Source organism: Bradyrhizobium sp. Cp5.3, from assembly GCF_000426265.1.
GTDB lineage: Bacteria > Pseudomonadota > Alphaproteobacteria > Rhizobiales > Xanthobacteraceae > Bradyrhizobium > Bradyrhizobium neotropicale.
The window spans coordinates 13,204-35,898 of the sequence record NZ_AUFA01000052.1 but is presented as its reverse complement, the minus strand read 5'-3'; the positions used below and the strand labels follow the sequence as shown (position 1 = coordinate 35,898).

The window sequence follows — 22,695 nt, the reverse complement described above, 5'->3', positions numbered from 1 at the left end:
CATCGCAAAGCGTTTCCAGCGCGTACTCTCGGACAATGTCGCGCAGCGCGTCGGCATCCCACTGCCCCCGGCCCAAGATCGCCTGCTGGCGCCACGGGCCTGGATCGCCGGCCGCCTCAGCCCGCATCCAACCCGTCTTGCGTGGCTCATTGCCCAACAGTCCGTCGAGAAACTGCCCCGCCGAGGCCGCGACCCGCTCCTGCGTAAACAGCGGACGGATGCGTTGCTTGGCATCCCGCAACGACGAAGCCCACAGCGTCAGCGTATCTTCAACCGACGCACCACCAATCATCATATCCCGAATCATGGTCACCCATGGATTCAGAACTCATCACAAATAGCAACTGTAATGCTAGTTCGAATCTATATGTAGCCTTATGCGCGTGAATGCCGCTTTCGCTCGGTCGCGAGCTTCAGTGGCTGTACGGCCGGCCGATAATATTTCAGCCACGTAGTCTCGGTTACTGCTTGGTGGACACACATGTTCTCCTGGTTTAGCGATCGGGGAGACCCTCGTGATTCCCGGCATGCGGAGAAGTTCGGCAGCGTTCTCTATGCCGCGAAAGATGCCCGGAGTATCTGCAAACACAAAATGAATTGCAGCGCCGCGGTTTCGCACAGGAAGCCAATCAATATTCTCACCTAATGCTGCGTCCAGAACGGCTCGTACTGCACTACAACCGGTAGCCATCTCGATAAGGTGGCTGCCGATCTTGCCACCTGCGAGCCGGGGATTGATTTCCATGATGCGTACATCGGTGCCGCACACCCTGCATTCGGTGTGTGCGGCACCGTGATCAATGTTCAGAGCGGCGAGGGCCCGCCGAGTCGCTGCCATGGCCACGGCTGCCTCTCGCCCCATATAAGGAAAACTATGTGCCGCCTCAACGAAGTAGTTACGATCGAGACCGACCATCTCTTTGGTGGTAACGCCTATGACTTGGCAACCGCCGCCTGGATATTGGATCGTTTCGACACTGAACTCAGGACCCGAACAATAGGCCTCCAACAGGACACCTGCCGGCATCTCTTGTTCGGCGCCATTACGCAACCATGCCAACGAAATCTCCAGATATTCCTCAAGCTGACGCTGATTATTGATTAGCCTCACACCGAAGCCATCATTTTCCTCCTGAGGTTTGATCACAAGCGGGAAGCCAAGCCGTGCTGCGCCGTAAATGGCATCTTCTCTGCTTTTTGCCAAAACAGACGGTAAATTGTACTCGGGCGCGTGCTCCGCTAGAGCTGATCGCATGCGGTGTTTGTTCCGAACGGAGAGCGCCGCTTCGTAACTTAACCCTGGCAGGTTCAATAGGCTGGCAGCCAGCGCGGCTTGGGGAACGTACATATCCGCTGTAGTGGTAACCGCAGCCACATCAAGAGATCGGCTCTGATCGCGCACAGCGTTCAGAACCTCAAATGGGTCATTGGTGTCGCAGACCAGAGTCATGTCGACAGATGACAGGATCTCCGGCCCATATCTCCCCGGCTCGCGGGTGAGCAGCGCCACATGTAAGCCATCTGCATGCGCCAGTTCGTTAGCGCATGCACCCGCCCCCGTCGTGCTAGCCTCCACGAATATGATCGTGCGGCCCATGCTTCCTCTGCAAGGCTTGTGAATGAGGCTCTACCTCAATTCAGCTTCGGATCGACAAAAAACGTGTGATATCGCAGCGTGACAAACTGTGGCCCAAGAGCCGCAGCCACTAAGGTCAGTCGACCCTTGAAGCTCAGCTCGGCCGTTTCGATAGATATGACCCCACCCGTCCGAGGCCACGTCATCGCCGCTAGATCCGGTACCCGGTGGAAGAAGATGGCTCCCTGCGCGAACTCCGGTAATTGCGATAGGGTGATCATGAATCCTTCGCTTATGCGCGAGACCAGACTTTGCGATGCGCATTCTGCGCCGATGTGTTCCTTAGTGGTGCCACATCTGTCACACTCCTCTCGCTCGATAGTCATCAAGTGCGACGCCAACGGCTGATAGCGAGTGACGTAGCTTACTCCGCCACAACGATCGCAAATAGCTCGAACCGCATCTGCCCTGCGACAATGAGCTGCATATCGCTCCTGAATCCATCCTTGCTCTTGGACAAAGTGGATTAGAATGTCGAATAGCTCGGCGCGCATCCTATCTGATTGTTCAGTCAAATCTTGAAGAGCCACGCTCAGCTCGCTCGTTGAAAGAATTCCAACTTGTGTGGCGTGGCCCATACACCCGGCGCGGCTCGTCAGATGCAGTAAGCGCATATAGGATGCAGCCACAAGTTGGTTCTCGGGCATCCAATGCAAAAGGGTGTCTGCAAACTGTTCAAGCCAGGCGATGTTGTTAATGAGATCACGGACAACGGCGGGCTCAGTGCTGGTAAAGTCTACAGTGGCGCGACGAATCTCAGATGAACTCAAGTTGGCAGGATAATTGATACAGGGGTCTCCTAGAAGCTGGAAAGCGCTGCCTCTCCGTTCCAACTTGTCGGCCTGCAAATTCAGATTGTTCACGATTCGGCCGAGTGGCTGTCCTGCGAGCAACGCACGAGCAAAGGACTCGCCGTACTGGGGCAGTATATGCAAGTTTCTAAAACTGCCGATCACTACAGAGCCAGCTGCGAACAGCGTTCTGGCCAGCGAATATTTTTGCGGGACACAGGAATCGCCGAGCCGCATCGACGAGCAACAATTCAGAAACACTGCTGCTCCCAGTTGAAAGCACGGTCGAATAATGGGGGCGCCTAACAACGTTGTTTCGAACGTGCTTAGCCACTTCGATCCAAACTGAACGCAATACTCCGCCCCGTGACCTGTAAGAGCTGTCCCAATCGGTCTTGAGCGTCTGTCATCAGTCAAATGTACCAGCAGATCGTCGATTAGCACTTGCGTCGTGCTATCTGCCCTATACTCTCTAGCAACTTCCCTATCGAGCATCTCCCAAACCGAATTGGTCCCACTGATCGTGTAACTTTGATCCAAGCCATAATCGTCAGGTGCTAAGTACAAGCCGCAACCTCGCATTGGATCTTCACGGGCCCATTCAGCCAGTGACCTAGACGTAGCGACGGTAAGCTCTGGCCACGTTCCGCAAAAGGTGAGCGAAGACGCTTGGCATGATGCCAGAAACGCCTCTAAGGTAGTAGCGTCCGGAATGACCGTCAAAGTACGCTCAGGAAATCGCCGGGCTGCGAACTCGGCAATTCGTGATGAAGCTAGAATGAAATTTCCGTCCATCGCTGCAACGACTTCGTTCAACAGCCTTCCGTAGGCCGTTTTGTCTCTCTACTAACTACGCCAGCCATAACGTTAAGGACGATTTGCGCCGCTAGCTTGGATGTCATATCGTCGCGGTCCAGCGGCGGACTGACCTCCGTAATGTCGAGAGCGAGCACATGTGCTCTGGCCGCAATTTCAAAGACTACGTCCAATACCTCGTAGGTCAGAAGCCCGCCTGGATTTGGGACGCTCGTTCCCGGTGCATGAGCCTGATCAACAGCATCAATGTCCACCGACAGATACACTCCATCCACCCCCTCGCTAACATGCCTTAGAACGGCGCAAATAGCGTCCGGCCATCCCATTTTGCGGATATCATAAGGCGTCAGGACAAGCGTTCCGCTTGTTTCCGCCAGCCGCATATACTCTTCGGAATAAATCGGAGCATTGATCCCGAGCTGCGCAACTTTGTGGTAATCGATGACATCCGAAATGGTTCTCATCCAGTGGCCCGAATGCTCTTTTCCGGAGACGGGTGGCCTCATATCGAAATGAGCATCGAGAACGACCAGTCCTAGCTTTCCACCACCCAGCCGATCGACGACGCCCCTAATCGCAGGATCACTAATAGAGTGATCCCCACCTAGAATAATCGGCCGAACGCGTCCTGGCAGGCTAGCAACAGCTTCTCGGATGTTTCTATAGGTCTGGTCGAGGGAATGCACTACATCTATAGGTTCGTACCGTACAAAGGTAGCTTCAGAGAGCGAAACCCGCTTGTCGACGCAATACGTAGTACTCGAATCGAGCGCTTGTAGGATTTTTTCTGGCCCGAAACGACAGCCCGGACGATGGCTGACCGCATAATCAAACGGGACACTAATGAACGCAAAGGCGGCTTCATCGCGAATCTCCCTCATGTCGTTCGTCCAACGATCCCGAATCCAAGGCACCGTCGCATCGACCACAACAGGTAGTTGCTCTCGCGAGACACTCATGAGGGACCACTCATCGTGCCTTCGGAACGAGCATTGCTCTCTTCCACGGTTGTCGCCCGCATAAGCCCGCGCTTCACCACCTCATCTTCTCCATGGATGGATTCAAAGTGCCGATAGAATTCCAGCTTACGCTCCAGGCCTGATGAACCTACAGCGTCCCATACTCGCTCGCGCAGAAGACAGAAACCGTCCTGCTCTGGGCTACGGATGTGCCTCGCGAACTTTGCGTTCCAAATTGTTCTCAGGCTGTCACACTTTATGTGACCGAGAAAACGACCCAACCCGTTGCAGTCGTACACCTCTCCGAAGAGGTTCACGAAAAGTCCAACGTTGACTTGCCGGCAGCGATAGCCCCCAGTCATCGGTCGCGACGGCTGATACGCAAGACCGAATTCCTGCTCGTCAATCTTGCGTATCGTGTCGTTGATACGATCGGCACACACCCTCTCGATAAGCATTGAAGATCGATCTGCTCGACCCTCAGGAATCAATGGCACGATGTAGTTGTGAACGTTGTTGAGACGGCACCAGCGATGCAGAGCTCCGATCTCGGCAAAGTGCTCAGTTTCGTTAAACTGCGGCGTCACGACCGCATCGATCGCTACTCGCGTTGGAATTGATTGATTGAAGCCGCGCTCCAGCAACATTTGCAGGGCCGCATTGGACTTGGCGCCGTATCCTCGTACCCCTGCCATCTTATCCTGGACGGCAACGTCTTGTGAATTGTGCTTAATGAATACCGTCGCTCCCAGCTGAAACAGACGCTCCACGCCCGCGCCGTCTAAATGATACCCGCTTGTAAATACGACTGGCGTCATGCCGTGCCGATGCACTGTCTCCACAATTTGCCAAAAGTCGCGATCGACCATTGGCTCCCCCGCGCCGGGGAATTCTACGGTTATGGCCCCCAACGCATGCGCTTGTGCGATCAGGTCAAGTCGTTCAGCAGTGTGCAGTTCAACGCGATTAGGCAGGTCGCTGTATCGATCAGACGTGCGATCGCAATAAAAGCATTTGAGTTTGCATTCGCCGGTCAAGTCGATATCGAGATGCAACATGCGATTGTGCAGACACGCATCTTCGACTATGTCCCGCCTGTAATCGGTCCCCGCCGCCCATAGGTTTTCGATTCGCTTTTGCGCAGCGAGGATATGAGGGAGACGTTGAGCAAACTCGATATCTACTGCAACTGATGACATGCTCGCCCGCAGAACAGCCAAACACCCGTTTGGAAATCGACTTAGAATACAACTTGGCTGAGCCTCGATGCCCAGCCAAGGATGCAGCATCGGCGTGTTCGCGGCACAAGCGCTCGACGCCTACCGGACGTCGTGCAACTGAGGCGCGCCCAGAGATTCGGAGAATGCATGTGCGATTTATACTTGGACTGCGGCGAGCAACTGTGCGATTCGCGTCAGCTTCTCGTTCACTACCGCAAGTTGGTTCGCCTTTTGAGCCTCTGCGACTTCACGAATTGCTTCCTTGAGGGCTTCGGCTTCTTGGCCCTGTCCGTACGTCGACTGCTGAGTCATGCTCGTCTCCTTACTGTGAGTGTTAAGTACCTACGTCCGGGTGCGGACATCATCGACCAGAGGCGTCTAGCGTCATATTCCCTATACAGCCGCGCGCACGGGCTCAATGCTTCGGGCGTGAACATTACCGCCGCCTGAGCAGTGAAGAAGTTCGTCGGCCCTCCAGGGTCGTCGAACTGCGCGAGATCCGACTGCTCCGAACCACGAATGAGAGCGGACGCTCACAAAGCATAGTTGATCCACACAGAGCATGCGGTCACCTCCTTGTTCTGGTAGGATGCAGTTTCTAGACTACTCTTCTTTGGCCCCGCCTTGAGGCTCACAGGCCCTCGCACAGTGCCCGTCACGCTGCCCAATGCTCACAAGAACGAGCAGTGCTTTGATCCCGCTATAATACCGACCTTGAACCACCGGATTTCATGGTTGTTGCTCAATGGAGACAGTGCTCGTCAAAGATTGCAATTGCTGCAATTCTCGTAACCGTCCGGCGAGGCTTTCAATTACCCACAAGTTCTCCTCCGTCCATGGCGTCGGTGAGGCGCGACAGCTCGCGCCACATGACCGTATTGCCGGGGGGGGCGGGGGGATCGCTGGCGCGGGCGAGATAACCGCCGATCCGGGCGATCTTGAACGGGGTCATCTGGCGAACCCAGAGCACGGAGAGCTGGGTGACCTTCAGAGTATTCGGCGTGATGATGCTGAGCCTGCTCTTCGCTACCGTTCTGATGCCGCTGACCGTAAGCAAGCGCTACCGTGCTGCGCCTGTGTCGCATTCCGCTCAATCATCTTTTGCCCAACACCAATTGCCTGATCGAGAGTCAGGATAGATGTCGAGGGCGTGCCCGTTGGACAAGAGTCGATTGACCGACGCGGCGAGCATTGAAGTGCTCCAGTTTGTGTTTACGTTCGGCAATGCGGTAAGAGGCGTTGGGCCGCGTCCATATAGCAGCAGATCGCAGTAGGGAGTGATTTTGCGCGCCGTCCCCTGGAACTATTCTATGGACATTCGGGGAGCGAAAGAAGATTATCGGGCTGAACACCATCGGCGGTAGTCTTGATGTATTTGTGACCGTTGTGTTTGGCCACAATCACTTCAACCGTGCGAGCCGCCTCACTCACGAAGAATTCCCATTCGCTATTTTCGATTTCTCTAATCGTCTGGTCGACAGATTGCTTCCACCGACTTCCGTCGGAATTTGCTCCGCCGACGTTCCGAATCCTTTCGTGAGGATTCATTCTGTCCGTCTTGTTGATACAGCGAATACGCGCGCGTTTGGCCATTCTGGTCCTCCCATACGATGTTTCCACGAGACCTGCGGTTGCGCGCCGAGGGCTAGTTGTCAGTTTGAAACCGCGCAGGTTCAAAACCGAGAAAGAAAACGGCGTTGGCTTAGCCCGACGCGGGACGGTCAGGCGTCCGGGCCTCAAAATAACGTCTCGGAAGTCATTGTGTTTCGCAGCGTTCCTTCTGGTAAGTCGTAAAATTTGCGGCGAACGCGTCGAGGCCGCATGTTTGCGAGCGGAGTTGAGGTGACAATCTTAGACGTCGGCATTGGATTAGTTAGCCGCCCAATCGCGGTAGGTGCCCGCGGGATTTCCCGGCTATATAATTCGGGGGCTTCCCGGTGGATCCTCCCCCGCCCCCCGTCGGGCAGCGCGGTGATCAGCTTTGCTATTTGAGACGGCGAAGCTGGCCACTGAAGTTAGCGGCGCGTGATAGGGACAGCGTCGGTTCGCATGTTTCCCGTCGCCGCGTCGCGTCCGCGCTGGCGCCAAGTGTAGGTCGCGCCGGTCGCGCTCGGCCTTCGAGGCCGAGCGCTTTGCGCCCGAGGCTGAGGTGATTGATCCACGCGGCGTTGGTTCAGGAGGCCAACCAGTTTTGGTAGGTGCGAGCGCGGGACCTTTCGAGATACGATTCCATCACCCCGGGCTTTTTTCACCCTCCCTGGGGCCAGCCGGTCAGTTCTGCTCGCAGGACGTAAGGCTGAACGCTGAAGTTAGCGGCGCGTGGCAGGGACAGCGCTTCATTGGTCCGTCATGAAAGCGTCGAGTCACGTCGCTGCTAATTTTGGCGGTGGGTAGGAGTGTGATGTGTGAAAGAGCGATCCTGCTCCCCTGCATCGGTCCAGCGTCCCTTTATAAAGAAGCCGAGGCAGGGACAGGGGTCGGGTACGAAGCGGCGGAGAACATCTAGACGATCGATTCCAAGAAGCCTGCGCTGGAACTGATTGAGTGTTGGCGGATTCCTCGGTTGGGGTTGGGCGCAACCAGGAGCGGTTTCATGGCAGGATGGCGGCAAGCGGTCGAATTGGCGATGACCGACGATGAGATTGAAGCGTTGGCAGCTCTTTCGCGGTCGAGAACCGAGCCATCGAGCCGGGTCTCGCGGGCGCAGATGCTGCTGGCCTACCGGGACAATCCGTCGTTCTGTGCCGTGGGGCGCAGACTTGGGGTCCATCACCAGACCGTCGAACGCTGCGTCGAGCGGGCGCTGGCCTACGGCGTGCTGGCGGCCCTCGACGATCGGCCGCGGCCGGGCAAGGAGCCCGCGATCACGCCGGAGGCCAAGGCCTGGCTGGTGTCGCTGGCGTGCGACAAGGCCAAGGATCACGGCTATCCCCATGAATTGTGGACGACGCGATTGCTGGCACGCCATGCGCGCGAGCACGGACCGGCGGCCGGGCACAAGTGTCTGGCCAATTTGGTCCAGGGCACGGTGTGCAAGATTCTCGGCAAAGAGGAAGTCAAGCCGCACAAGGTGCGCTACTATCTGGAGAACCGCGACGCCGAATTCGAACAGAAGATGGCCGAGGTTCTGTGTGTCTATCGTGAAGTCGAGGTTCTGAAAAAAGCCGCTGCCAGATCGAAAGAGGGGCAAGCCGGTGGCAATCGTCTCCTGTGATGAAAAGCCGGGAATCCAGGCCATCGCAACGACGGCGCCGGATTTGCCGCCCGAGCCTGGCGTCCACGCCACCTTTGCGCGGGATCATGAGTACAAACGTCATGGCACGCTCAGTCTGCTGGCCGGGATCGATCTGCTGACCGGCAAGGTCCATGCGCTCGTGAGAGATCGCCATCGCAGCCGAGAGTTCATCGAACTCCTCAAGCTGCTCGATGCCGCTTATCCGAGGGGCACCGCAATCAAGCTGATCCTCGACAATCATTCCGCGCACATATCGAGAGAAACCACAGACTGGCTCAACGCCCGACCCGTCGGACGCTTCGAGCTCACCTTCACCCCCAAGCACGGCTCTTGGCTCAACCTGATCGAGGGCTTCTTCTCCAAGTTTGCTCGCTCGGTGTTGCGCCACATCCGGGTGACATCAAAACACGAGCTGAAACAGCGCATCATGGCCGGCATCGACGACGTGAACCGCCATCCGGTCATCCACACCTGGTCCTATAAACTCGCCGAGGCCGCATGATATGATTCGAACCAAGGAAACGCTCGACTAGTGTCCAGTTTTGATCCCGGCATGCTCAGCGCTGTACAGGCGCAAGCCGTTGCAACGCTGACGGCAGCTCTTGTCACGGCGTCACGCTCGCCCTGGTCGCCGCAAGAAGTGCTCAGCGTCTATGAGGACTTTTACCACTTCCTCTATCCGAACACGGGAAGCGGAGCGTATCAAGCATGGAGGGCCACTTCCGAGGCGCGGCTGAAGAGAGTCTACGGTCCCTCGAGTTTTTAGGTTACGAGAAGTTTTCCTTTCAGCCTTCGGGTCATGGGTCCGGTGGGACCAGGATATTGATACTGGAACTTCTCGAAGCGGGGTCATGCTCTCTCACCTGTTCTAAATGCGAGAATCTCAAGCGGCAAGGAGATCGAACGGATTGAAGTTGTGCGCGACGTGAGTCGGGCTCGCCGCAGCCAAGGCGTCTGGATGCGCACAGGGTCGTTATCCGTAGATATACGGTACGCTCACAGGTTGCAGTTTATAGCCTGTGCCAGAATATTGGCCTATGGTCGAATCGCGCACACCAACAGTCACAGTCTGGCAGGCTCTTGATGCCTGGGGGAAGCAACTCAGTGCCTGGCAACGGTTCATCATCGCACAGGCGACCTCGAAGGGCAGGCTGAGCGACGAACAGGTTGGCAAGACGTACCGCCTTTTTCTAAATGCCTACGACCTTGGTGCGACGCCTGAGCAGAGTTCAGCGCCGCCAGTTCTCTCCGCTCGCCCCGGAGGTGATGAATGCAAGCCGCTCAACCTCGTTCGGGTCGACACGCTCCAGGGCATCAACGCGCTCCCGGTCGGCTCTGCGCTCACATTCGATCCGAATCTTACCGTCATCTATGGACGGAACGGCGCGGGAAAAAGCGGCTTCGCTCGCCTATTCGCGAACGCCTGCTTCAGCCGACACAAACCTAAGATCGTGCCTAATATCTATGCGAACGGCAGGAGCGCTGATCCAGCGGCCAGCTTTCACGTCCAGCTTGATGGCGAGGCACGCGACCCACTCGCGTTCTCTATTCGCACCGAGCACCCGGACCTTCAACGCATCAGTTTCTTCGACGTCACGACTGCGCGGCTGCATGTCGGCGAAACGACGGCATTTGAATTTAAGCCGTCCGGATTCGACGTGTTTCCCGAAATGGCTCGCGTTTACGGAGAGCTCAGCAAGCAGCTCGCAAGCTCTATCCAATCCCGTACAACCACCACCCGATTTTCCGACTCTTTCATCGGGCAAGAAACAGAGGTCTCAAAACTCATTGCAACAATCGGCGCGCGGTCCGATATGGTCGCGATACGAAAACTCGCGGTGTACGGCGAGGCCGAGAAAGCTCGCATCCGAGAGGTAGATGCGCAAGCGACCGCACTGAAAGCGAGCTCCTCGCAGCAACTGATGGAACACCTGAAGCGGGCAAAAAGCGATATCGCCGTGCTAATCACGAAGCTCGACGCACTGGATGTCCAGTTCTCTGCCGAGAAAGCGGCATCTCGAACAGCACTGTCGAACTCTGCCCAGGAGTGTGCGGCTGCCGCGGCTGCGATCGGCACAGAGACTTTCAAGAGATCGTTCTTCAAGGCAGTCGGCACACCGGAGTGGCAAGCATTCGCAAAAGCCGCACATGCTCTTGCCCGAAAAGAGAGCGCATCGTATCCAGAACCGGAAGACCGGTGCATACTTTGCGAACGTCCACTGGACAGAGACAGCCGATCCCATATCGGTGCACTGCTAGCATTCGTTGAAGGTGACGCGCAGCGCTCAGCCCAGAGTGCAGCGAAGGCGGTCGATCGGGAAGTCGCAGCGCTTAAGGCGCTGGAAGTGAATATTTTCGCACCGGATTCCATGGTTCGGGCTGATGTCCGCAAGTTTGATCCGAGCCTCGCCATAGCACTCGATGCCACGGCCAGCTGCGTCACCACGTTGCGTGACAGCGCAATAGCTGCATTAGCAGCGCACGGGCCAGTTGAAGGATCTCTCAGCTGTACGGATGTCTGTTCGTCATTACAGATGCTAGTGGAGCGGATCAGCGCTGATTTGGCTCGCTTGGAGAAAGAGGATCCTGCGAGCGCTATCGCCTCCTTGGAACTTGAACGGCAATCCCTTCGGCATCGAGAGGTCCTGTCGAAACTTCTCGGCAGTATTGAAAACTATGTCAGTGACGCAGCTTGGTGTGCCAAAGCGGAACGCGCGAAATCCGCGCGAAATCCCCGACACATAACCGACAAGGAAAAAGAACTCTTCGCTCAGATTGTCGGACCTTCGTATCGCGCACGACTCGCTCAGGAATGCGACGAGCTCAAATGCGATATGCCGATTGAACTGCAGACCGCCGGACAAAAAGGCAAGACCGTGCGGTCGCTTCTTCTAAAGGGTGGGCATCGGCCGGAGATTATCCTCAGCGAAGGAGAGCAGAAGGCGGTTGCGCCGGCAGACTTTCTGACAGAAGTTTCGATGAACCCGTCGAACGCGGGCATCGTCCTTGATGACCCCGTAACCTCACAGGATCACCAGCGCAAGGAACTGATCGCGGAACGTCTCGTTCGCGAGGCACGATCGCGACAGGTGATCGTTTTTACGCACGACCTGCCATTCCTCAATCAGCTGATTACGACTGCGGAAAAGGAAGACGTCTCATTGCAGGATCACTGGATCGATCGCGACGATGATGGAAATCCGGGGCAGATTACATTGAATGATGCTCCCGCAACAAGTAAGGCGTATGACACCTCAGAGCGAGCGAAGCAGTGTGTCGCCGAAGCGCAATCGCCATCGGGGCGGGCGCGACATGACGCGATCTGCAAGGGGATGGCCGCACTCCGCAGAACCGTTGAAGAAACTGTGGTAAAACGGTTGCTCAAAGGTGTCGTGCCGCGGTGGAGCGATCGGGTCATCGTTACAGGCCTTCGAAACATTGCGTGGGATGACGCCCTCGTGGAGAGAATGTGCAGATGTACGAAGGGCTATCGGCCTACATTGAGGGGCATTCGCATACGGACGAGGCTATGGGCGCGCCGCCCGAGATCAAGGATCTGGCTGAGATGATCCCGCGTGTTGATGCGCTGATAAAAGGCGCCAAGCAAGACAGGAAGGCCCAGTTAGCTGCGGCGTCCCGCTAGGGCAAAGAAATGCCCCGCAAAGCGCGGGGCAACAAGGAAGCAAACCTTTTGCTCAATACTCTTGGGCAAGCATGAGTGTGAGAACACGCGTGGTCTTCTCTGGGTCAGCTGGGTCTTCCGACCCAGACTGACAAAGCGCGTCGTAGTAGTCGATTATCCAAAAGAACGTCTCTCCTGCCAGATCGAAACTGCCGAAGTCGTGCTCGTCGTGCGGATCGTTGTCTGCGTTGAAGTCCTCGAAACCCTGGACCTGGATCAGCGCGCGAGCTTTCACATCGAGTGGCAGACCTGAAACTCCCGCGGTGATCACAACTTTGCCGCCCATGAAGGTCGCACGAAAGAAGTCGTTGAGCACTCGAATGCGACGCCGGATAGGAGCATTGATGATATCATTCATCGTCGCCCTCCGGCTTAAATCAGGCCGACGAGAACCAGAATCGATACGATGGTGTTGCCGCCGCAGGCCTCGCAAAATCCTTGATCTTGGTCGGGCTCCATCGCCGCTGTGTAGTCGCGTCCTTTCATGCAGATCGCTGGACACACGCTGTCAGCTGCAGCTGCTTGCAGGAGGTCGTCGAGGCTTTCGAGGCCTTCCGCATCGCACAGCTTCATCAGCTTTGAGGTCTTGTTGGAAAGCGCAATGGTGGACATTGATTTCTCCTCGGTACCGGCCCGAACCATTCGGGTGCCGGATAGCAAGGCGGAGCTGCGCCGCGTCCTCAAAACAGCAGCAGATCGGTCCTCCGTCTCGCTACCGACATCCGAATCGGGCGCCGGAAAGAACAATGTCCGGGCGCGATCGTACTTCAGGAGAAAAACGGAGGTAGACACGGGATTATGCCGATTTGGCAAATGTCGCTATATCGGCTCAAGCGTAGCGGCGCTGAAAGGTATTGATGGCGTTCCATCGATCATAAGCTTGAGATAGATGCGGTAGTTCGGCAGCCTCAAGAGATCGATTTCCGAGAAGCGGCTCTGGAATTCCCGAACGAGATACGGAGCGTCTTCGACGCCGACGCGGAATGAGATGATAGAGCCGACGTTGCCAAGAACTGCATGGCGCACGTCAGGGGCAAGCTGGTTCAGATATTGATGCGCCACGGTGAAGCCGACGCGGTACTTGCGCAGCTCGGAAAACATGTTCGCCAGTGCGGTCGTGGTAAAGCTCTGAAACTCGTCGACGTAGACGAAGAAGTCCCGACGTTTGTCTTGTGGAGTGTCGGCTCGGCTAAAGGCGGCCAGGCCAATCGTTGTGACGAGCAATCCGCCAAGGAGCGACGAGCTATCTTCCCCGATGTGTCCTTTCGCCAGATTGACCAAGAGAACTTGGCCTTAGTCCATGATCCGGCGTGTGAATACTGATCGCACATTGACCCCCATCGGCGTCGTCGAGACCCTTTCAGGCCGTTGATTTCATTGATTTGAGATGACGGGACCCCTACGCTGATCATGGTCGAGACCCCACGCCGAAACACAAGAAGCTCAATTCCCTAGGATGGCACCTATTTGCATCGTGGAGAAGTACCGCAAGCACCTATCAGGATTGGTGGCCGCCTAATCCAACCGTTGTGGACTAGGCTGGTCCTGAGCCTTTTTGCCAGATTCAGGAGACGTGAATGGCCAAACGCGCACGCATTCGCTGCATCAACACGACAGACAGAAGGAACTCTCACGAAAGACTCTCACATGTTGGCGGGGTAAACCCCGACGGAACGCCGTGGAAGCGATCCATCGATCAGGCTATCCGAGACATCGAGAGCAACGAGTGGGAGTTCTATGTCGAAGAAAACGGCCGCAGGGTTGATGTCGTGTGCGCCACGCACGAGGGGTACAAGTACCTCAAGACAGCGGCGGACGACATTCATCCCGACAATCTTCTATTGCTCGCTGAGTGTCCGTGACACCGCGACTGACAGCAGCTCAGCCAACTGCGCCCGGTACGCATTCTTTAGGAAGAAAGCTGGCTTCGATGAAGTACAGGCAAGCACTCTTAAAGCGGAAGCGGCTTACGTATGTTTGTGGCGCAGCAATCATAATCTGTTCGATACGGCCCTCGCTCGCCGCGGATGCACTGGAAGCCGTCATGCAAGTGATGAGCTGCACGGCCGTGAACGACGACAAAGATCGCTTATTGTGCTTCGACAAAGCCGCCGCAACGCTCAAGGCCGCTGGCGTTCTCGTTGGACCGGAAACGGCGAACACCAAAGAAATCGTTACGAACTTCAGCCCTAACGATTTCAAGGTCGTTGATCCAGACGACCTTCATGTCGCCCCCGGAAAGTTCATTGGGAAGCCTATCGAGATTCGAAACGTGAGCTGCTTCTACGCCGATAGGGGCGATTATCGCTGTGCGTCTTCCCGCGGGATGATTACGGTAGTTTTCGCAAAGTCTATCGAACCAGCGGCGGAGCGGGAAGCATTGGAAAATGACTGCGGCACCATCAAGAGGATTGAGTCGCCCGCCTGCCGAAGGAATATTCGAATCGTTCCTGCCGACTACGCCGAAGATTCGCCCAGCGCCTTTGCGAAGCGCATTGTTGTGATGGTGAAGAGAATTGAAGTTCTACCGGCGTCCCGACCAAAGCGCTAAAGTCGCACCACGCGCGCCGCTAACTTCACGGGCACAACTACCAGAACTGGCCATCAGAAGTGGCTTGACGCCTGGGACCGGAAGCAGCGCGGGCGCGACTCGGCGCCGGATTCCAGTTTTGGGGAGCAATAGATCGGGCACTGTCCCTACCGCGTCCGCGCTGCCAATTGAGGTTTGCAGCGACGCGACTCGACGCGACCTTCTTCGTAGATAGCGCTGTCCCTACCGCGCGCCGCTGACCTCGACGGTTCTGTATTCGGGCTAGCTTTCCAAAAGCTGACGAGAGCCCGACGCAGTTCACAAAACGAAAAGTGGCCGCTTGCCGTCGAGACTGTCTCCGATGCGGCTTTTGACGATCATACATTCGATCGTCCCTAGGCGCGGAGCGCCACAACGTCAGACTCACCTTCGTCGAAGCGACATCATGCTTCCATTAACTCGCGCCGCTTCTTCGAAGCGTTCCCGCGCTTCTGCCGAAGGCGAAGCGATTGAAGCGGCCCCACAGGGAGCCGCCGCATACAAGGACGTGTCGGACATCGTGTGGGCGCCCCCTACGGTAACACCACAATTCGGTCCGAACGGCGCTGCCTGGCCTTCTCGATCGCAGCTCGACATGCGGAGGGGAAGGTCAGTGCAGCGGTTGTGACTTCATAGTCCTCGACTGTATTGCTGGGCGAGACGATTCGGAAGCGCCATTTGCGCCTCCCACTTGGCTTCTTACCGTGTTCGCGCTCCCACAGCGAAGTATCGAAGCGCATCTGTGCCCTAACCTAACGAACGTACTTTCTAGCCTGAAACGTCGACATGCCAGCGGCCACTGCGCTCGACACTGCTTTGCCGTCCAGCGCGTCACGTGCGATCTGGCCGCCATCGCTCGCTACGTTCCAAAAGTATGACGCATCCTTTGGCTGGTATGTGTCGCGCTCGCCGTCGATGAGTTGATGGGGACCCTCATAGCGCCTCGGGTCCCCGTAAAAGTGCAACGCGCACTCCAAGTCGACTACCCGATGGAGCAACGCACTCGCTTCAATCGCGATGAGGTCGGCTTCTGTGATCCTCGATTGGTTGCATATTCGTGTTCGTCCGAGAACATCGTTTGATACTGCGACCAAGTTACGTCCGCGTAGTAGGCGAAGAAGCGGCACTCCGCGTCGCCGTTGTCGCAGCCGACGCCAAAGGTGCGTCAGTGATTGTCTCATGCTTTTGGACGGTGCCTCGGGCGTACACTTCGGCCCCGTGAAGGATGCGCAGGATGAGCAATTGGGCGGTGAGTCTTCATCGTCTCTACCCTAGTCTCTTCCGCGCGATCATTGCGGACCAATCGGTCCCCCTCCCGGAGCCGAAGAAGCCACGTCGCAGTTCGATGCTTGGTTCCGTGCAGACCTCAGCGCCCCGTGGGCATAGCTTGCGCGCCGCCGCTTCGGCGTCTTCCAACTTCGCGTGCTTCGACGCAAAGGCCCATTTACCCGGCCGGGGCTTGCGCGCATACCTGTAAACGTAGAACATGCGCTATCTCCACGTTACCACTTAGCGCTTCGTTCTCGCTTCCCACACCTCTGACAACTGGTAGGCCAGTTCTCTCTCCTTCGTTATTGCAAGTTGGCACCCGCGCGGGTCCAGCACAACGGATGATGATCTTGCCCGAGGGGCCGGATTTGTAGGTCTCAATTTCACCGAACTCGATCAGTTCGAAAAGAGCGACTCCGAAATAGCGATTGCCAAAGCGAGTAATGCGCTTCGCGCGCTTATGCCGTCACACGGCGTGGCTGCCGACCGCCCTGTCGCTCTCCCAGTTGCAGCGTGCGTGCAGATGCTTTCGCAGGGCACGACGCACGCGTGGGCGATGGCCGTTGGCATTGAGCTACGCACGTCGGCGCAGCGGTGGTTGCGTGCGGGATGTTTTGAGGCCCTGGCCGAGGATCTGCGCGTTATCCTGCGTCTTGCGGCTGGACGACCCGCGCAGCCGACCGCCGCCATCATCGACAGTCGAACTCTGCGCTCGACGCCCGAGAGTGGCGCCCGCGGCGCAGACGACGGAGCCAAGCGCAAGAAAGGTTCGAATCTGCATCTGGCCGTCGATACGCTTGGCCATCTTCTGGCGCTGCTTGTCACACCCGCCAACACCGACGATCGCGCCGAGATTGGCCGGATCGCCAAGACGATTCAGGCCGAGACTGGTCAGAGCGTCGAAGGCATCGACATCAATTCGGCTGCGACGACGCAAATGGGCTACACGTCGAAGGACTTCGCGACCGATCAGCCCTTCTCGTATCGGCGGATCGACCAGCAGATCGCAGGCGGCAAGGTCGAGCTGAAGGGCAGCGTCAACATCAAGCTTTGGACCGAGGGCCCGGGCGTCAAATACGACGCCAACTCGGACGGCTTTTTCCAGTCGACCGGCGTGCAGCGCTACAAGCAGATGGAGCGCTCGTCGACCGATAGCGGCGCGAGTGGCGGTGGCTGATGCGAATCCGAGACATCCACAATCCGTGTCGCGATCGATATCAGTCCGCCTCGTTCCGTGGTGCGTTCTTCCACGTACAAGGCGAGTCGACAGCGGTACAAGAATTTGCCTCAGTTCTCGTCGAGGACGAGGTCCGTCAGTCTCGGCTCATAGGCCACCAGATTTGCGGGGGTGCCTGCCAAGCGGCGCTTGATCAAGAACGGCATCGAGTCGAGGCGCGCCGGTCCGCCATGGCCAGAAGCATGACGCCGCCATCCGACGTCAGCCTGGCCGCCGTCAAACGCGGCTGTGATCTTCTTGCGGGAAACGGCTGGAAATGAGAACGGCAGACTCGTATTGTCGGTCATGGCGAGTGTGGTGGCGGTCCGGATGCGCGGAGGGTGGGTGTCAGCAACCGAATCCTCGTCCATCTCTGGAGAAGATCATCAACCTTCGCCATCCGTTGGTGTGTCTGGCGGCGGAGACCGATTGGCACTTCCTGGCGGGACGCTTTAGTTCGGTCTGTCGCCTCGGGCCGGGGCAGCCACCGTTGCCGACACGATTGGTAGCCGGACTGTTCATCCTCAAGCACATGCACAATCTCTCTGACGAGGCACTGTGCGACAGGAGGGTCGAGAACCCGTATTTTCAGTATTTCTGCGGCGAGGTGGTGTTCCGGCACGACCTGCCGTTCGATCGCTCGTCGCTGACCCGCTGGCGCCAGCGGCTGGGTGAGGAGCAGATCGCCGCGCTATTGCAAGAAAGCCTCTCGGTGGCGCATCGAACTGGGGCGATCGAGACCAAAGATCTCGAGCGGGTCGTTGTGGACACCACCGTCCAGAAGAAGGCGATCGCGCATCCGAGCGATGCGCGGCTTATGCATCGGGCGATCGAGAAGCTGGTCGATTTGGCCAAACGCGAGAGCGTCGAATTGCGCCAGAGCTATCTGCCCGTGGCCAAGCGCGCCGCCATCATGGCGGGGCGGTACACGCATGCCCACCAGTTCAAGCGATGGCGGTACGACGACCCCACCTCGTTTAGGTGGACGTGATGAGCGAGACTCGCGCGTGGATTTGACAACGCGAGGGACGCTTGCGGACGCTCATTCCATACATCAAGACAGGCATGATGCCGCCTCCTATCAGCGGATCGAGGTGATCACGGGGGAGAGGCGACGGCGCAGTTGGAGCGATGCGGAGAAGGCGCGGATCGTGGCCGAGAGCGCCGATCCGGAGACGAGCATTTCCGAGGTGGCTCGACGCAACGGGGTCAACCGGGGACTGCTCAGTGTGTGGCGGCGCCCGGCGCGGCTCGCGTCGAGCGAAGCGCCGCAGTTCGTGCAAGTCAGGCTCGACGCCGCCGTCGAGGCGCAGCCGACGCGATCGATAAGGCGCATGTTCTGACGACCGCGGAAAGAACCATGAACCCGGCAGTGGGTCATTTTTGTCGATCGGGGTTGACACCGTGCCCGCGATTAACGAACAACGACTACTTATATATCATTGATATTCCTCTAATATTGCTGTACAATTGCTATTCGCATAAGATTGATTATGGAATACTTTCACAATTCTTGGAATGCTGCCGAAGATGACTTCGGATTACTTTTATATACTTTCCTCGGCGCTTCGTCCATCCCGGCCATTTAGGCCGGGTCGCACGTTCGCTCCAAACATGACGGATGCCGCTGGACATAACCGCGACGAGTTTTTCGTCTGAGCCAGGACTCGAGCGCCTCGACGGCCTGCACGTGACCATCGAACAGATCGAGCCGCCGTCGACCGCGCCCACCGAGACGGCCCCATTCGCGCACCAATGCCGTATCGCCAAACAGGGTCGGCTCGATCGTGAGCACGTAGAACCGCGCCATGTTACGGGCCGGATCGCGACGCTCGAGCACGAGGTATTGCACGGTGAGTTCGGACATGCGCCAGACTCGCAGCCGCCGAATCGACCGTCCAATTAAATAAATGAATCGATCCGGGCCAACGATTCAAAAATTTTATGCAGGCAACGACACAGTCGGGGCCAGGCTCGCGATCGGCGGCTGAGCTGAAGCCCGCAGGCTCCGAGCTCGTTGGTTCGAAGATGGCGAACGCACCGCAAAAGAGCGCCTCAGGTTACGACATGCACGATTTCCTGAACCGCCCGGCCAAGCGTCGGATCGCGAGCAGCGCCGGCAAGTGCTAGCCCGGCTCGAGGCCGGCGAGCCCTCGCGCGAATTCGCGCTGACGTTCAACGTTGCTGACACCACAATTGGAAGGCTGAAGCCATGACGGCAATCGTACTGACCCGCAGCGATCCCGCGAAAAACATGTCCGCTTTTATAAGCTCTACGTGCAGCTGAGATCGCGCGCGATCGTCAGTGCGCGGCAACAGCCGCTCCCCATAGACTGGGGCCAATTGTAATTTCGGAGTTTCGAGACCTGTTCGCGGGATTTGCCGATCCGGTGCGATAGCTCGTCATCTCGCCGCCAAGGTCTACCCAGGGACAAAATGCACCGTAGAGCTTTCACGACCGGCCAAGCCAACACTGATGGTGACACGGCCATGAGCGCTTGCCTGATGATGCAACTCAGACCAAGGGCTGTTGTCGCCCTTGCGCGCCAGCTGTCGACTAGGGAGTTTTAGGTCGATGGCGCGATAAACTCTCGCACTTCAATGCTGACGAAGGACAACATCGTTCCTGGCGAACGCGAACCTCATAGGCGGCTCGCCGCTTTCTATCGGTCGTAGTGTTTGCCGCCGGTGCTGATTTGATAAAGGGTCGCCGAATAAGGAAGACGCAGGAGAATGGAAGCTTCCTTCGTGACCTTGCCGAGGACGGCAGCCCGGCACAGAAGGCTGACACCACCCATTGTTCGGTCGCAAAAGGCGTCCGCGCTGTCGATAAAGTTCAGCTTTGTAAGGCGAGCTATGACGACGGTCCGCCCCTCGGGTAACGCGCCAATTGGCTGGACAACAAAGATGGTGATGAACTGCGCGCCAACGATGAGCGCTAGAAGGAGCGCACCAATACCGAGCCAGACTTTCACCCTCCCCTCCGTCTATCTTGAATAATCTATTTCGGCATACTCGGCGCCGACCCGGGTCGCCATGATCTCAGGCTTCTCACCCGAGGTGGCGAATCCGGCTTGCAACATCGACGCGCGTTCAGCGGATAGGCGCATCGCGCGCCTTTTCTCGAGCAAGCTACGATCGGCAAAGACGATGTTGGCAAATCTCGCCAAGCCTGCCTCGCGCATCTTCTTGCCGCCAGAGGCGGTGATAAAGACGAGAACGATATTGCGGTTCATGCCCTCGATGCGCAAATCCGACAAACACAACGGCGAGCATTTCTGAGCGTCTGCTGTTGGAATGCAGGCGGCCTTCGTGAATTGGATCATGATGGCGATTTCTGATGTCACGCGATCAGCGATGGACTTTGCCGCGCGCTGGTCGCAAGCCGCTTTCGCTCCTGACGACGCGCATAGGCACAGCAATGTCGCCGTTAGGATTAACTTCCATTTCAGAATCTGCATTCGCTCCCCCTTATGCGATCTCTAGCGGACCGCTCTTTTGCGATAATCTTCGATCATGGCGCTGGTGATATCGTGCGGATAGCAAAGGGGAGCCGCGCCGCCTGGTCGCGCATAGGCGCTTCGTCCACCACAAGCTCTGCCGTTTCGCATCGTATCATCAGGACAGGCGCAAGGTCGGCCCGTTGCATGATATTGGTCGCGGCTTGCCTTGATGAGCAGGGCGGCAATGGCTGCGGCCGTCAGTACAGCTTCGACCTTGCGCTCGGTATTGGGCTGGGGCGTTGGATTTGCGGCGTTCGATCTCGGCGGCGCGGACGGCGATGGCGCCACGGAAGTTGACGACGCCGGTGCTGGGCTCGGAGGCGCCGGCGTTGCGGTTGGGCTTGCGACTAACGGCCAAGGCTTCGATGCGACCGGCGCGACAGTGGCCGCCGGTGCTTGCACCGTCACATTGGACGGTCGCCCCGGTCCGGCATCCTGCCGTCCCAGCGCATAGGCTCCGAGGGCCGTCAGCCCCATAAGGAGGGCTACAGTACCTCCTCGCATAGCTGCACCGTTTTCCTAGGGCGTTATCGCCATCACTGTTAGGCTCCTGCCGGACCTTGCGCGATATCGATCACGTGTCGATCGGCGCCGACCGTGATGACGATGGTGTAGGTCTTTTGACCTCCGCCCTCGCTGGCAACGGGGGGTGCCAGATGCAACTGGCCGCCATACCATTCGCCCGGCATGAGCGTATTGTCCTTGATGACGGACTGCTCGAGGACGGCCATGTTGCGCTGCCCTGTCTCCACGGTGGCCGCGATCATGGCGTCATTCTGCGCGGCCGCATTACCTTGGGCGATCGCCGCCGCCGTCGGGCTGTAAAAGGTCCCTGTGCGGCCGCCCGCGGTCGTGTAGTGGCCATAACCGGCTTGGGAAGCGCTGTAGGCATTTCCCGCGGCGGCGAGCCCCGTGAAGATCGCGGCGGCGACCTGTCGGTTCTTCTCCTCCTGGACAAGCATCTCATAGGTCACGACCTGCATGCCGTAGTCGGAGCCGGCGACATGCTGTGTCGCTTCGACTTGTGCAACGCGAAAATCGATCGGGCCCTTGCCGAGATTATTGATCGCGACGACGAAGACGGGCCGTCCGTTGGCACGGACCTGCCGCGAAGCAGGACGCACAAGGACGAGCGAGCTCTTCTGATGCGAGACCAAAGCCGGCTGCCCGTCGCGCATCAGCGCCTGTTGTTGTGGATTGGACGCCCGAAACTGAACCGTCTCGGCATTGGTTACGCAGCCGCCCAACGCGGCGCATAGCGCCACGACCCCCCATTTACGCATGATAGACTCCTCAGACCCGCGGAGACTCAAGCGCAACCATAGGGAGAGATCAACAAAGGGAGAGAATTTACATCCCTAGACCTTAGTCGTGTGCACGCGAATGAGTTCCGTGTTGGAATCCGGGCGGCATCGAGCAAGACAGCCGTCGTGCGATGCACATTTATTTTGGGAGAATGGATTTGAAGACGGTTATTGTTCTTGCGATTGCGCTGCTCACGTCGACTGGTTTTGCCGCAGCGCGAGGTGGTAGCCATTTTGGCGGCCGCGTGTCGTATGGTGGAGGCCATCATACCTCCAGTCACGGCGGGACTTACATCGGCGGCTCGGGCTCATCTCATAAAGGCGGCTCCTACCGAAATCCAAGCACTGGAAACCTGTACGGCACGCATAGGTAGGCACGTCCACTGTTCGATAGGCGGCTGAGCTGAAGCCCGCAAGCTCTGGGCTCGCTGGGTGGCGGGCGTACCCCAAAAATTCTCTGAACAAGTTGCTACGTGCGTGCTCGACTGAGATCCC

Annotated in this window: 23 protein-coding genes and 3 pseudogenes; 10 read left to right on the top strand and 16 right to left on the bottom strand. The window is 57.7% G+C overall.

The window, feature by feature from the left end:
• From K289_RS0136395 to K289_RS52585, 7 genes and pseudogenes are all read right to left on the bottom strand, one after another.
• A pseudogene (locus K289_RS0136395) lies at nucleotides 1–307 on the bottom strand (IS701 family transposase); the annotation flags it as partial.
• Nucleotides 308–352: 45 nt separating this feature from the next.
• Nucleotides 353–1,597, bottom strand: coding sequence for an ATP-grasp domain-containing protein (locus K289_RS0136390; RefSeq protein WP_027555931.1), 1,245 nt, complete (start codon nucleotides 1,595–1,597; stop codon nucleotides 353–355).
• Nucleotides 1,598–1,632: 35 nt separating this feature from the next.
• Nucleotides 1,633–3,243 (bottom strand): hypothetical protein, encoded by a 1,611-nt coding sequence (locus K289_RS51010; protein WP_156918373.1) that lies wholly within the window; start codon nucleotides 3,241–3,243, stop codon nucleotides 1,633–1,635.
• Nucleotides 3,240–4,202, bottom strand: a complete 963-nt coding sequence (locus K289_RS49470) for an agmatinase family protein (protein WP_027555929.1) — start codon at nucleotides 4,200–4,202, stop codon at nucleotides 3,240–3,242. Before K289_RS49470 ends, K289_RS51010 begins: the two co-directional genes overlap by 4 nt.
• Nucleotides 4,199–5,401 carry a radical SAM/SPASM domain-containing protein gene (locus K289_RS46435; RefSeq protein ID WP_084788863.1) on the bottom strand — a complete coding sequence of 401 codons (1,203 nt, stop codon included), beginning with the start codon at nucleotides 5,399–5,401 and terminating at the stop codon, nucleotides 4,199–4,201. Before K289_RS46435 ends, K289_RS49470 begins: the two co-directional genes overlap by 4 nt.
• Nucleotides 5,402–5,578: 177 nt before the next feature.
• Nucleotides 5,579–5,734 carry a hypothetical protein gene (locus K289_RS51005; protein WP_156918372.1) on the bottom strand — a complete coding sequence of 52 codons (156 nt, stop codon included), beginning with the start codon at nucleotides 5,732–5,734 and terminating at the stop codon, nucleotides 5,579–5,581.
• Between the two features lie 496 nt (nucleotides 5,735–6,230).
• On the bottom strand, nucleotides 6,231–6,479 hold the full coding sequence (locus tag K289_RS52585) for a hypothetical protein (RefSeq protein ID WP_027555927.1): 249 nt from the start codon (nucleotides 6,477–6,479) through the stop codon (nucleotides 6,231–6,233).
• On the opposite strand from K289_RS52585, the gene K289_RS49460 reads away from it, so the two are divergent.
• Nucleotides 6,403–6,561: a hypothetical protein gene (locus K289_RS49460; RefSeq protein WP_245284096.1), complete on the top strand. Its 159-nt coding sequence runs from the start codon at nucleotides 6,403–6,405 to the stop codon at nucleotides 6,559–6,561. The two genes, K289_RS52585 and K289_RS49460, sit on opposite strands and share 77 nt — an antisense overlap.
• Nucleotides 6,562–6,730: 169 nt before the next feature.
• Here the strand turns inward: K289_RS49460 and K289_RS49455 are convergent, their stop codons facing one another.
• Complete coding sequence (locus K289_RS49455; RefSeq protein ID WP_084788862.1) at nucleotides 6,731–7,015, bottom strand: DUF3892 domain-containing protein; 285 nt, start codon at nucleotides 7,013–7,015, stop codon at nucleotides 6,731–6,733.
• Between the two features lie 1,000 nt (nucleotides 7,016–8,015).
• On the opposite strand from K289_RS49455, the gene K289_RS51895 reads away from it, so the two are divergent.
• From K289_RS51895 to K289_RS0136355, 3 genes are all read left to right on the top strand, one after another.
• Complete coding sequence (locus K289_RS51895; protein WP_198024839.1) at nucleotides 8,016–8,636, top strand: helix-turn-helix domain-containing protein; 621 nt, start codon at nucleotides 8,016–8,018, stop codon at nucleotides 8,634–8,636.
• Entirely contained in the window at nucleotides 8,617–9,159 is a 543-nt protein-coding gene (locus K289_RS51890; protein WP_198024838.1) for an IS630 family transposase, read from the top strand. Before K289_RS51895 ends, K289_RS51890 begins: the two co-directional genes overlap by 20 nt.
• A 535-nt stretch (nucleotides 9,160–9,694) precedes the next feature.
• Nucleotides 9,695–12,226, top strand: coding sequence for an AAA family ATPase (locus K289_RS0136355; protein ID WP_027555926.1), 2,532 nt, complete (start codon nucleotides 9,695–9,697; stop codon nucleotides 12,224–12,226).
• A gap of 126 nt (nucleotides 12,227–12,352) precedes the next feature.
• On the opposite strand, the gene K289_RS0136350 is transcribed toward K289_RS0136355, so the two are convergent.
• The 3 genes from K289_RS0136350 to K289_RS0136340 form a co-directional block, all read right to left on the bottom strand.
• On the bottom strand, nucleotides 12,353–12,697 hold the full coding sequence (locus K289_RS0136350) for a DUF3768 domain-containing protein (RefSeq protein WP_027555925.1): 345 nt from the start codon (nucleotides 12,695–12,697) through the stop codon (nucleotides 12,353–12,355).
• Nucleotides 12,698–12,711: 14 nt separating this feature from the next.
• Nucleotides 12,712–12,951: a hypothetical protein gene (locus K289_RS0136345; protein WP_035687159.1), complete on the bottom strand. Its 240-nt coding sequence runs from the start codon at nucleotides 12,949–12,951 to the stop codon at nucleotides 12,712–12,714.
• Nucleotides 12,952–13,158: 207 nt separating this feature from the next.
• Nucleotides 13,159–13,620, bottom strand: a complete 462-nt coding sequence (locus tag K289_RS0136340) for a hypothetical protein (protein ID WP_027555923.1) — start codon at nucleotides 13,618–13,620, stop codon at nucleotides 13,159–13,161.
• A gap of 296 nt (nucleotides 13,621–13,916) precedes the next feature.
• On the opposite strand from K289_RS0136340, the gene K289_RS0136335 reads away from it, so the two are divergent.
• The 3 genes and pseudogenes from K289_RS0136335 to K289_RS46425 all read left to right on the top strand — a co-directional run.
• Nucleotides 13,917–14,201 carry a DUF3892 domain-containing protein gene (locus tag K289_RS0136335; RefSeq protein WP_027555922.1) on the top strand — a complete coding sequence of 95 codons (285 nt, stop codon included), beginning with the start codon at nucleotides 13,917–13,919 and terminating at the stop codon, nucleotides 14,199–14,201.
• 182 nt (nucleotides 14,202–14,383) lie between these two features.
• Entirely contained in the window at nucleotides 14,384–14,890 is a 507-nt protein-coding gene (locus K289_RS0136330) for a hypothetical protein (protein WP_156918371.1), read from the top strand.
• A gap of 1,876 nt (nucleotides 14,891–16,766) precedes the next feature.
• Nucleotides 16,767–17,081: pseudogene (locus K289_RS46425) on the top strand (IS5/IS1182 family transposase); the annotation flags it as partial.
• Nucleotides 17,082–17,464: 383 nt separating this feature from the next.
• Here K289_RS46425 and K289_RS53000 read toward each other — a convergent pair.
• Nucleotides 17,465–17,764 (bottom strand): hypothetical protein, encoded by a 300-nt coding sequence (locus K289_RS53000; protein ID WP_027555918.1) that lies wholly within the window; start codon nucleotides 17,762–17,764, stop codon nucleotides 17,465–17,467.
• Between K289_RS53000 and K289_RS46420 the strand changes: the two are divergent.
• Both K289_RS46420 and K289_RS53205 read left to right on the top strand, forming a co-directional pair.
• Nucleotides 17,707–18,345, top strand: a pseudogene (locus K289_RS46420) (transposase); the annotation flags it as partial. The gene K289_RS53000 and the pseudogene K289_RS46420 overlap by 58 nt on opposite strands.
• The gene (locus K289_RS53205) at nucleotides 18,326–18,736 is read left to right on the top strand and encodes a transposase (protein ID WP_084788861.1); all 411 of its coding nucleotides are present in this window, start codon (nucleotides 18,326–18,328) and stop codon (nucleotides 18,734–18,736) included. The pseudogene K289_RS46420 and the gene K289_RS53205, both read left to right, overlap by 20 nt.
• Before the next feature lie 242 nt (nucleotides 18,737–18,978).
• On the opposite strand, the gene K289_RS0136295 is transcribed toward K289_RS53205, so the two are convergent.
• The 3 genes from K289_RS0136295 to K289_RS0136280 form a co-directional block, all read right to left on the bottom strand.
• Entirely contained in the window at nucleotides 18,979–19,260 is a 282-nt protein-coding gene (locus K289_RS0136295) for a WGR domain-containing protein (RefSeq protein ID WP_027555917.1), read from the bottom strand.
• 796 nt (nucleotides 19,261–20,056) lie between these two features.
• A complete protein-coding gene (locus K289_RS0136285; protein WP_027555915.1) occupies nucleotides 20,057–20,368 on the bottom strand; it encodes a hypothetical protein in 312 nt (103 codons plus the stop codon).
• Nucleotides 20,369–20,380: 12 nt separating this feature from the next.
• Nucleotides 20,381–20,854 carry a hypothetical protein gene (locus K289_RS0136280; RefSeq protein WP_027555914.1) on the bottom strand — a complete coding sequence of 158 codons (474 nt, stop codon included), beginning with the start codon at nucleotides 20,852–20,854 and terminating at the stop codon, nucleotides 20,381–20,383.
• A gap of 226 nt (nucleotides 20,855–21,080) precedes the next feature.
• On the opposite strand from K289_RS0136280, the gene K289_RS50995 reads away from it, so the two are divergent.
• Nucleotides 21,081–21,350, top strand: a complete 270-nt coding sequence (locus tag K289_RS50995) for a hypothetical protein (RefSeq protein ID WP_156918370.1) — start codon at nucleotides 21,081–21,083, stop codon at nucleotides 21,348–21,350.
• A gap of 88 nt (nucleotides 21,351–21,438) precedes the next feature.
• On the opposite strand, the gene K289_RS0136275 is transcribed toward K289_RS50995, so the two are convergent.
• On the bottom strand, nucleotides 21,439–22,179 hold the full coding sequence (locus tag K289_RS0136275; protein WP_156918369.1) for a hypothetical protein: 741 nt from the start codon (nucleotides 22,177–22,179) through the stop codon (nucleotides 21,439–21,441).
• Between the last annotated feature and the right edge of the window lie 516 nt (nucleotides 22,180–22,695).

Coding starts and splice junctions, on each gene's coding strand:
- K289_RS53000 (WP_027555918.1), bottom strand. CDS start 17,764: ATGGACGAGGATTCGGTTGCTGACACCCACCCTCCGCGCATCCGGACC.
- K289_RS0136275 (WP_156918369.1), bottom strand. CDS start 22,179: ATGCGTAAATGGGGGGTCGTGGCGCTATGCGCCGCGTTGGGCGGCTGC.
- K289_RS0136335 (WP_027555922.1), top strand. CDS start 13,917: ATGGCCAAACGCGCACGCATTCGCTGCATCAACACGACAGACAGAAGG.
- K289_RS0136345 (WP_035687159.1), bottom strand. CDS start 12,951: ATGTCCACCATTGCGCTTTCCAACAAGACCTCAAAGCTGATGAAGCTG.
- K289_RS51005 (WP_156918372.1), bottom strand. CDS start 5,734: ATGACTCAGCAGTCGACGTACGGACAGGGCCAAGAAGCCGAAGCCCTC.
- K289_RS46435 (WP_084788863.1), bottom strand. CDS start 5,401: ATGTCATCAGTTGCAGTAGATATCGAGTTTGCTCAACGTCTCCCTCAT.
- K289_RS0136350 (WP_027555925.1), bottom strand. CDS start 12,697: ATGAATGATATCATCAATGCTCCTATCCGGCGTCGCATTCGAGTGCTC.
- K289_RS51895 (WP_198024839.1), top strand. CDS start 8,016: ATGGCAGGATGGCGGCAAGCGGTCGAATTGGCGATGACCGACGATGAG.
- K289_RS0136330 (WP_156918371.1), top strand. CDS start 14,384: ATGCAAGTGATGAGCTGCACGGCCGTGAACGACGACAAAGATCGCTTA.
- K289_RS0136280 (WP_027555914.1), bottom strand. CDS start 20,854: ATGCAGATTCTGAAATGGAAGTTAATCCTAACGGCGACATTGCTGTGC.
- K289_RS0136355 (WP_027555926.1), top strand. CDS start 9,695: ATGGTCGAATCGCGCACACCAACAGTCACAGTCTGGCAGGCTCTTGAT.
- K289_RS49455 (WP_084788862.1), bottom strand. CDS start 7,015: ATGGCCAAACGCGCGCGTATTCGCTGTATCAACAAGACGGACAGAATG.
- K289_RS50995 (WP_156918370.1), top strand. CDS start 21,081: ATGGCTGCGGCCGTCAGTACAGCTTCGACCTTGCGCTCGGTATTGGGC.
- K289_RS0136295 (WP_027555917.1), bottom strand. CDS start 19,260: ATGTCCGAACTCACCGTGCAATACCTCGTGCTCGAGCGTCGCGATCCG.
- K289_RS53205 (WP_084788861.1), top strand. CDS start 18,326: ATGCCCACCAGTTCAAGCGATGGCGGTACGACGACCCCACCTCGTTTA.
- K289_RS49470 (WP_027555929.1), bottom strand. CDS start 4,202: ATGAGTGTCTCGCGAGAGCAACTACCTGTTGTGGTCGATGCGACGGTG.
- K289_RS0136390 (WP_027555931.1), bottom strand. CDS start 1,597: ATGGGCCGCACGATCATATTCGTGGAGGCTAGCACGACGGGGGCGGGT.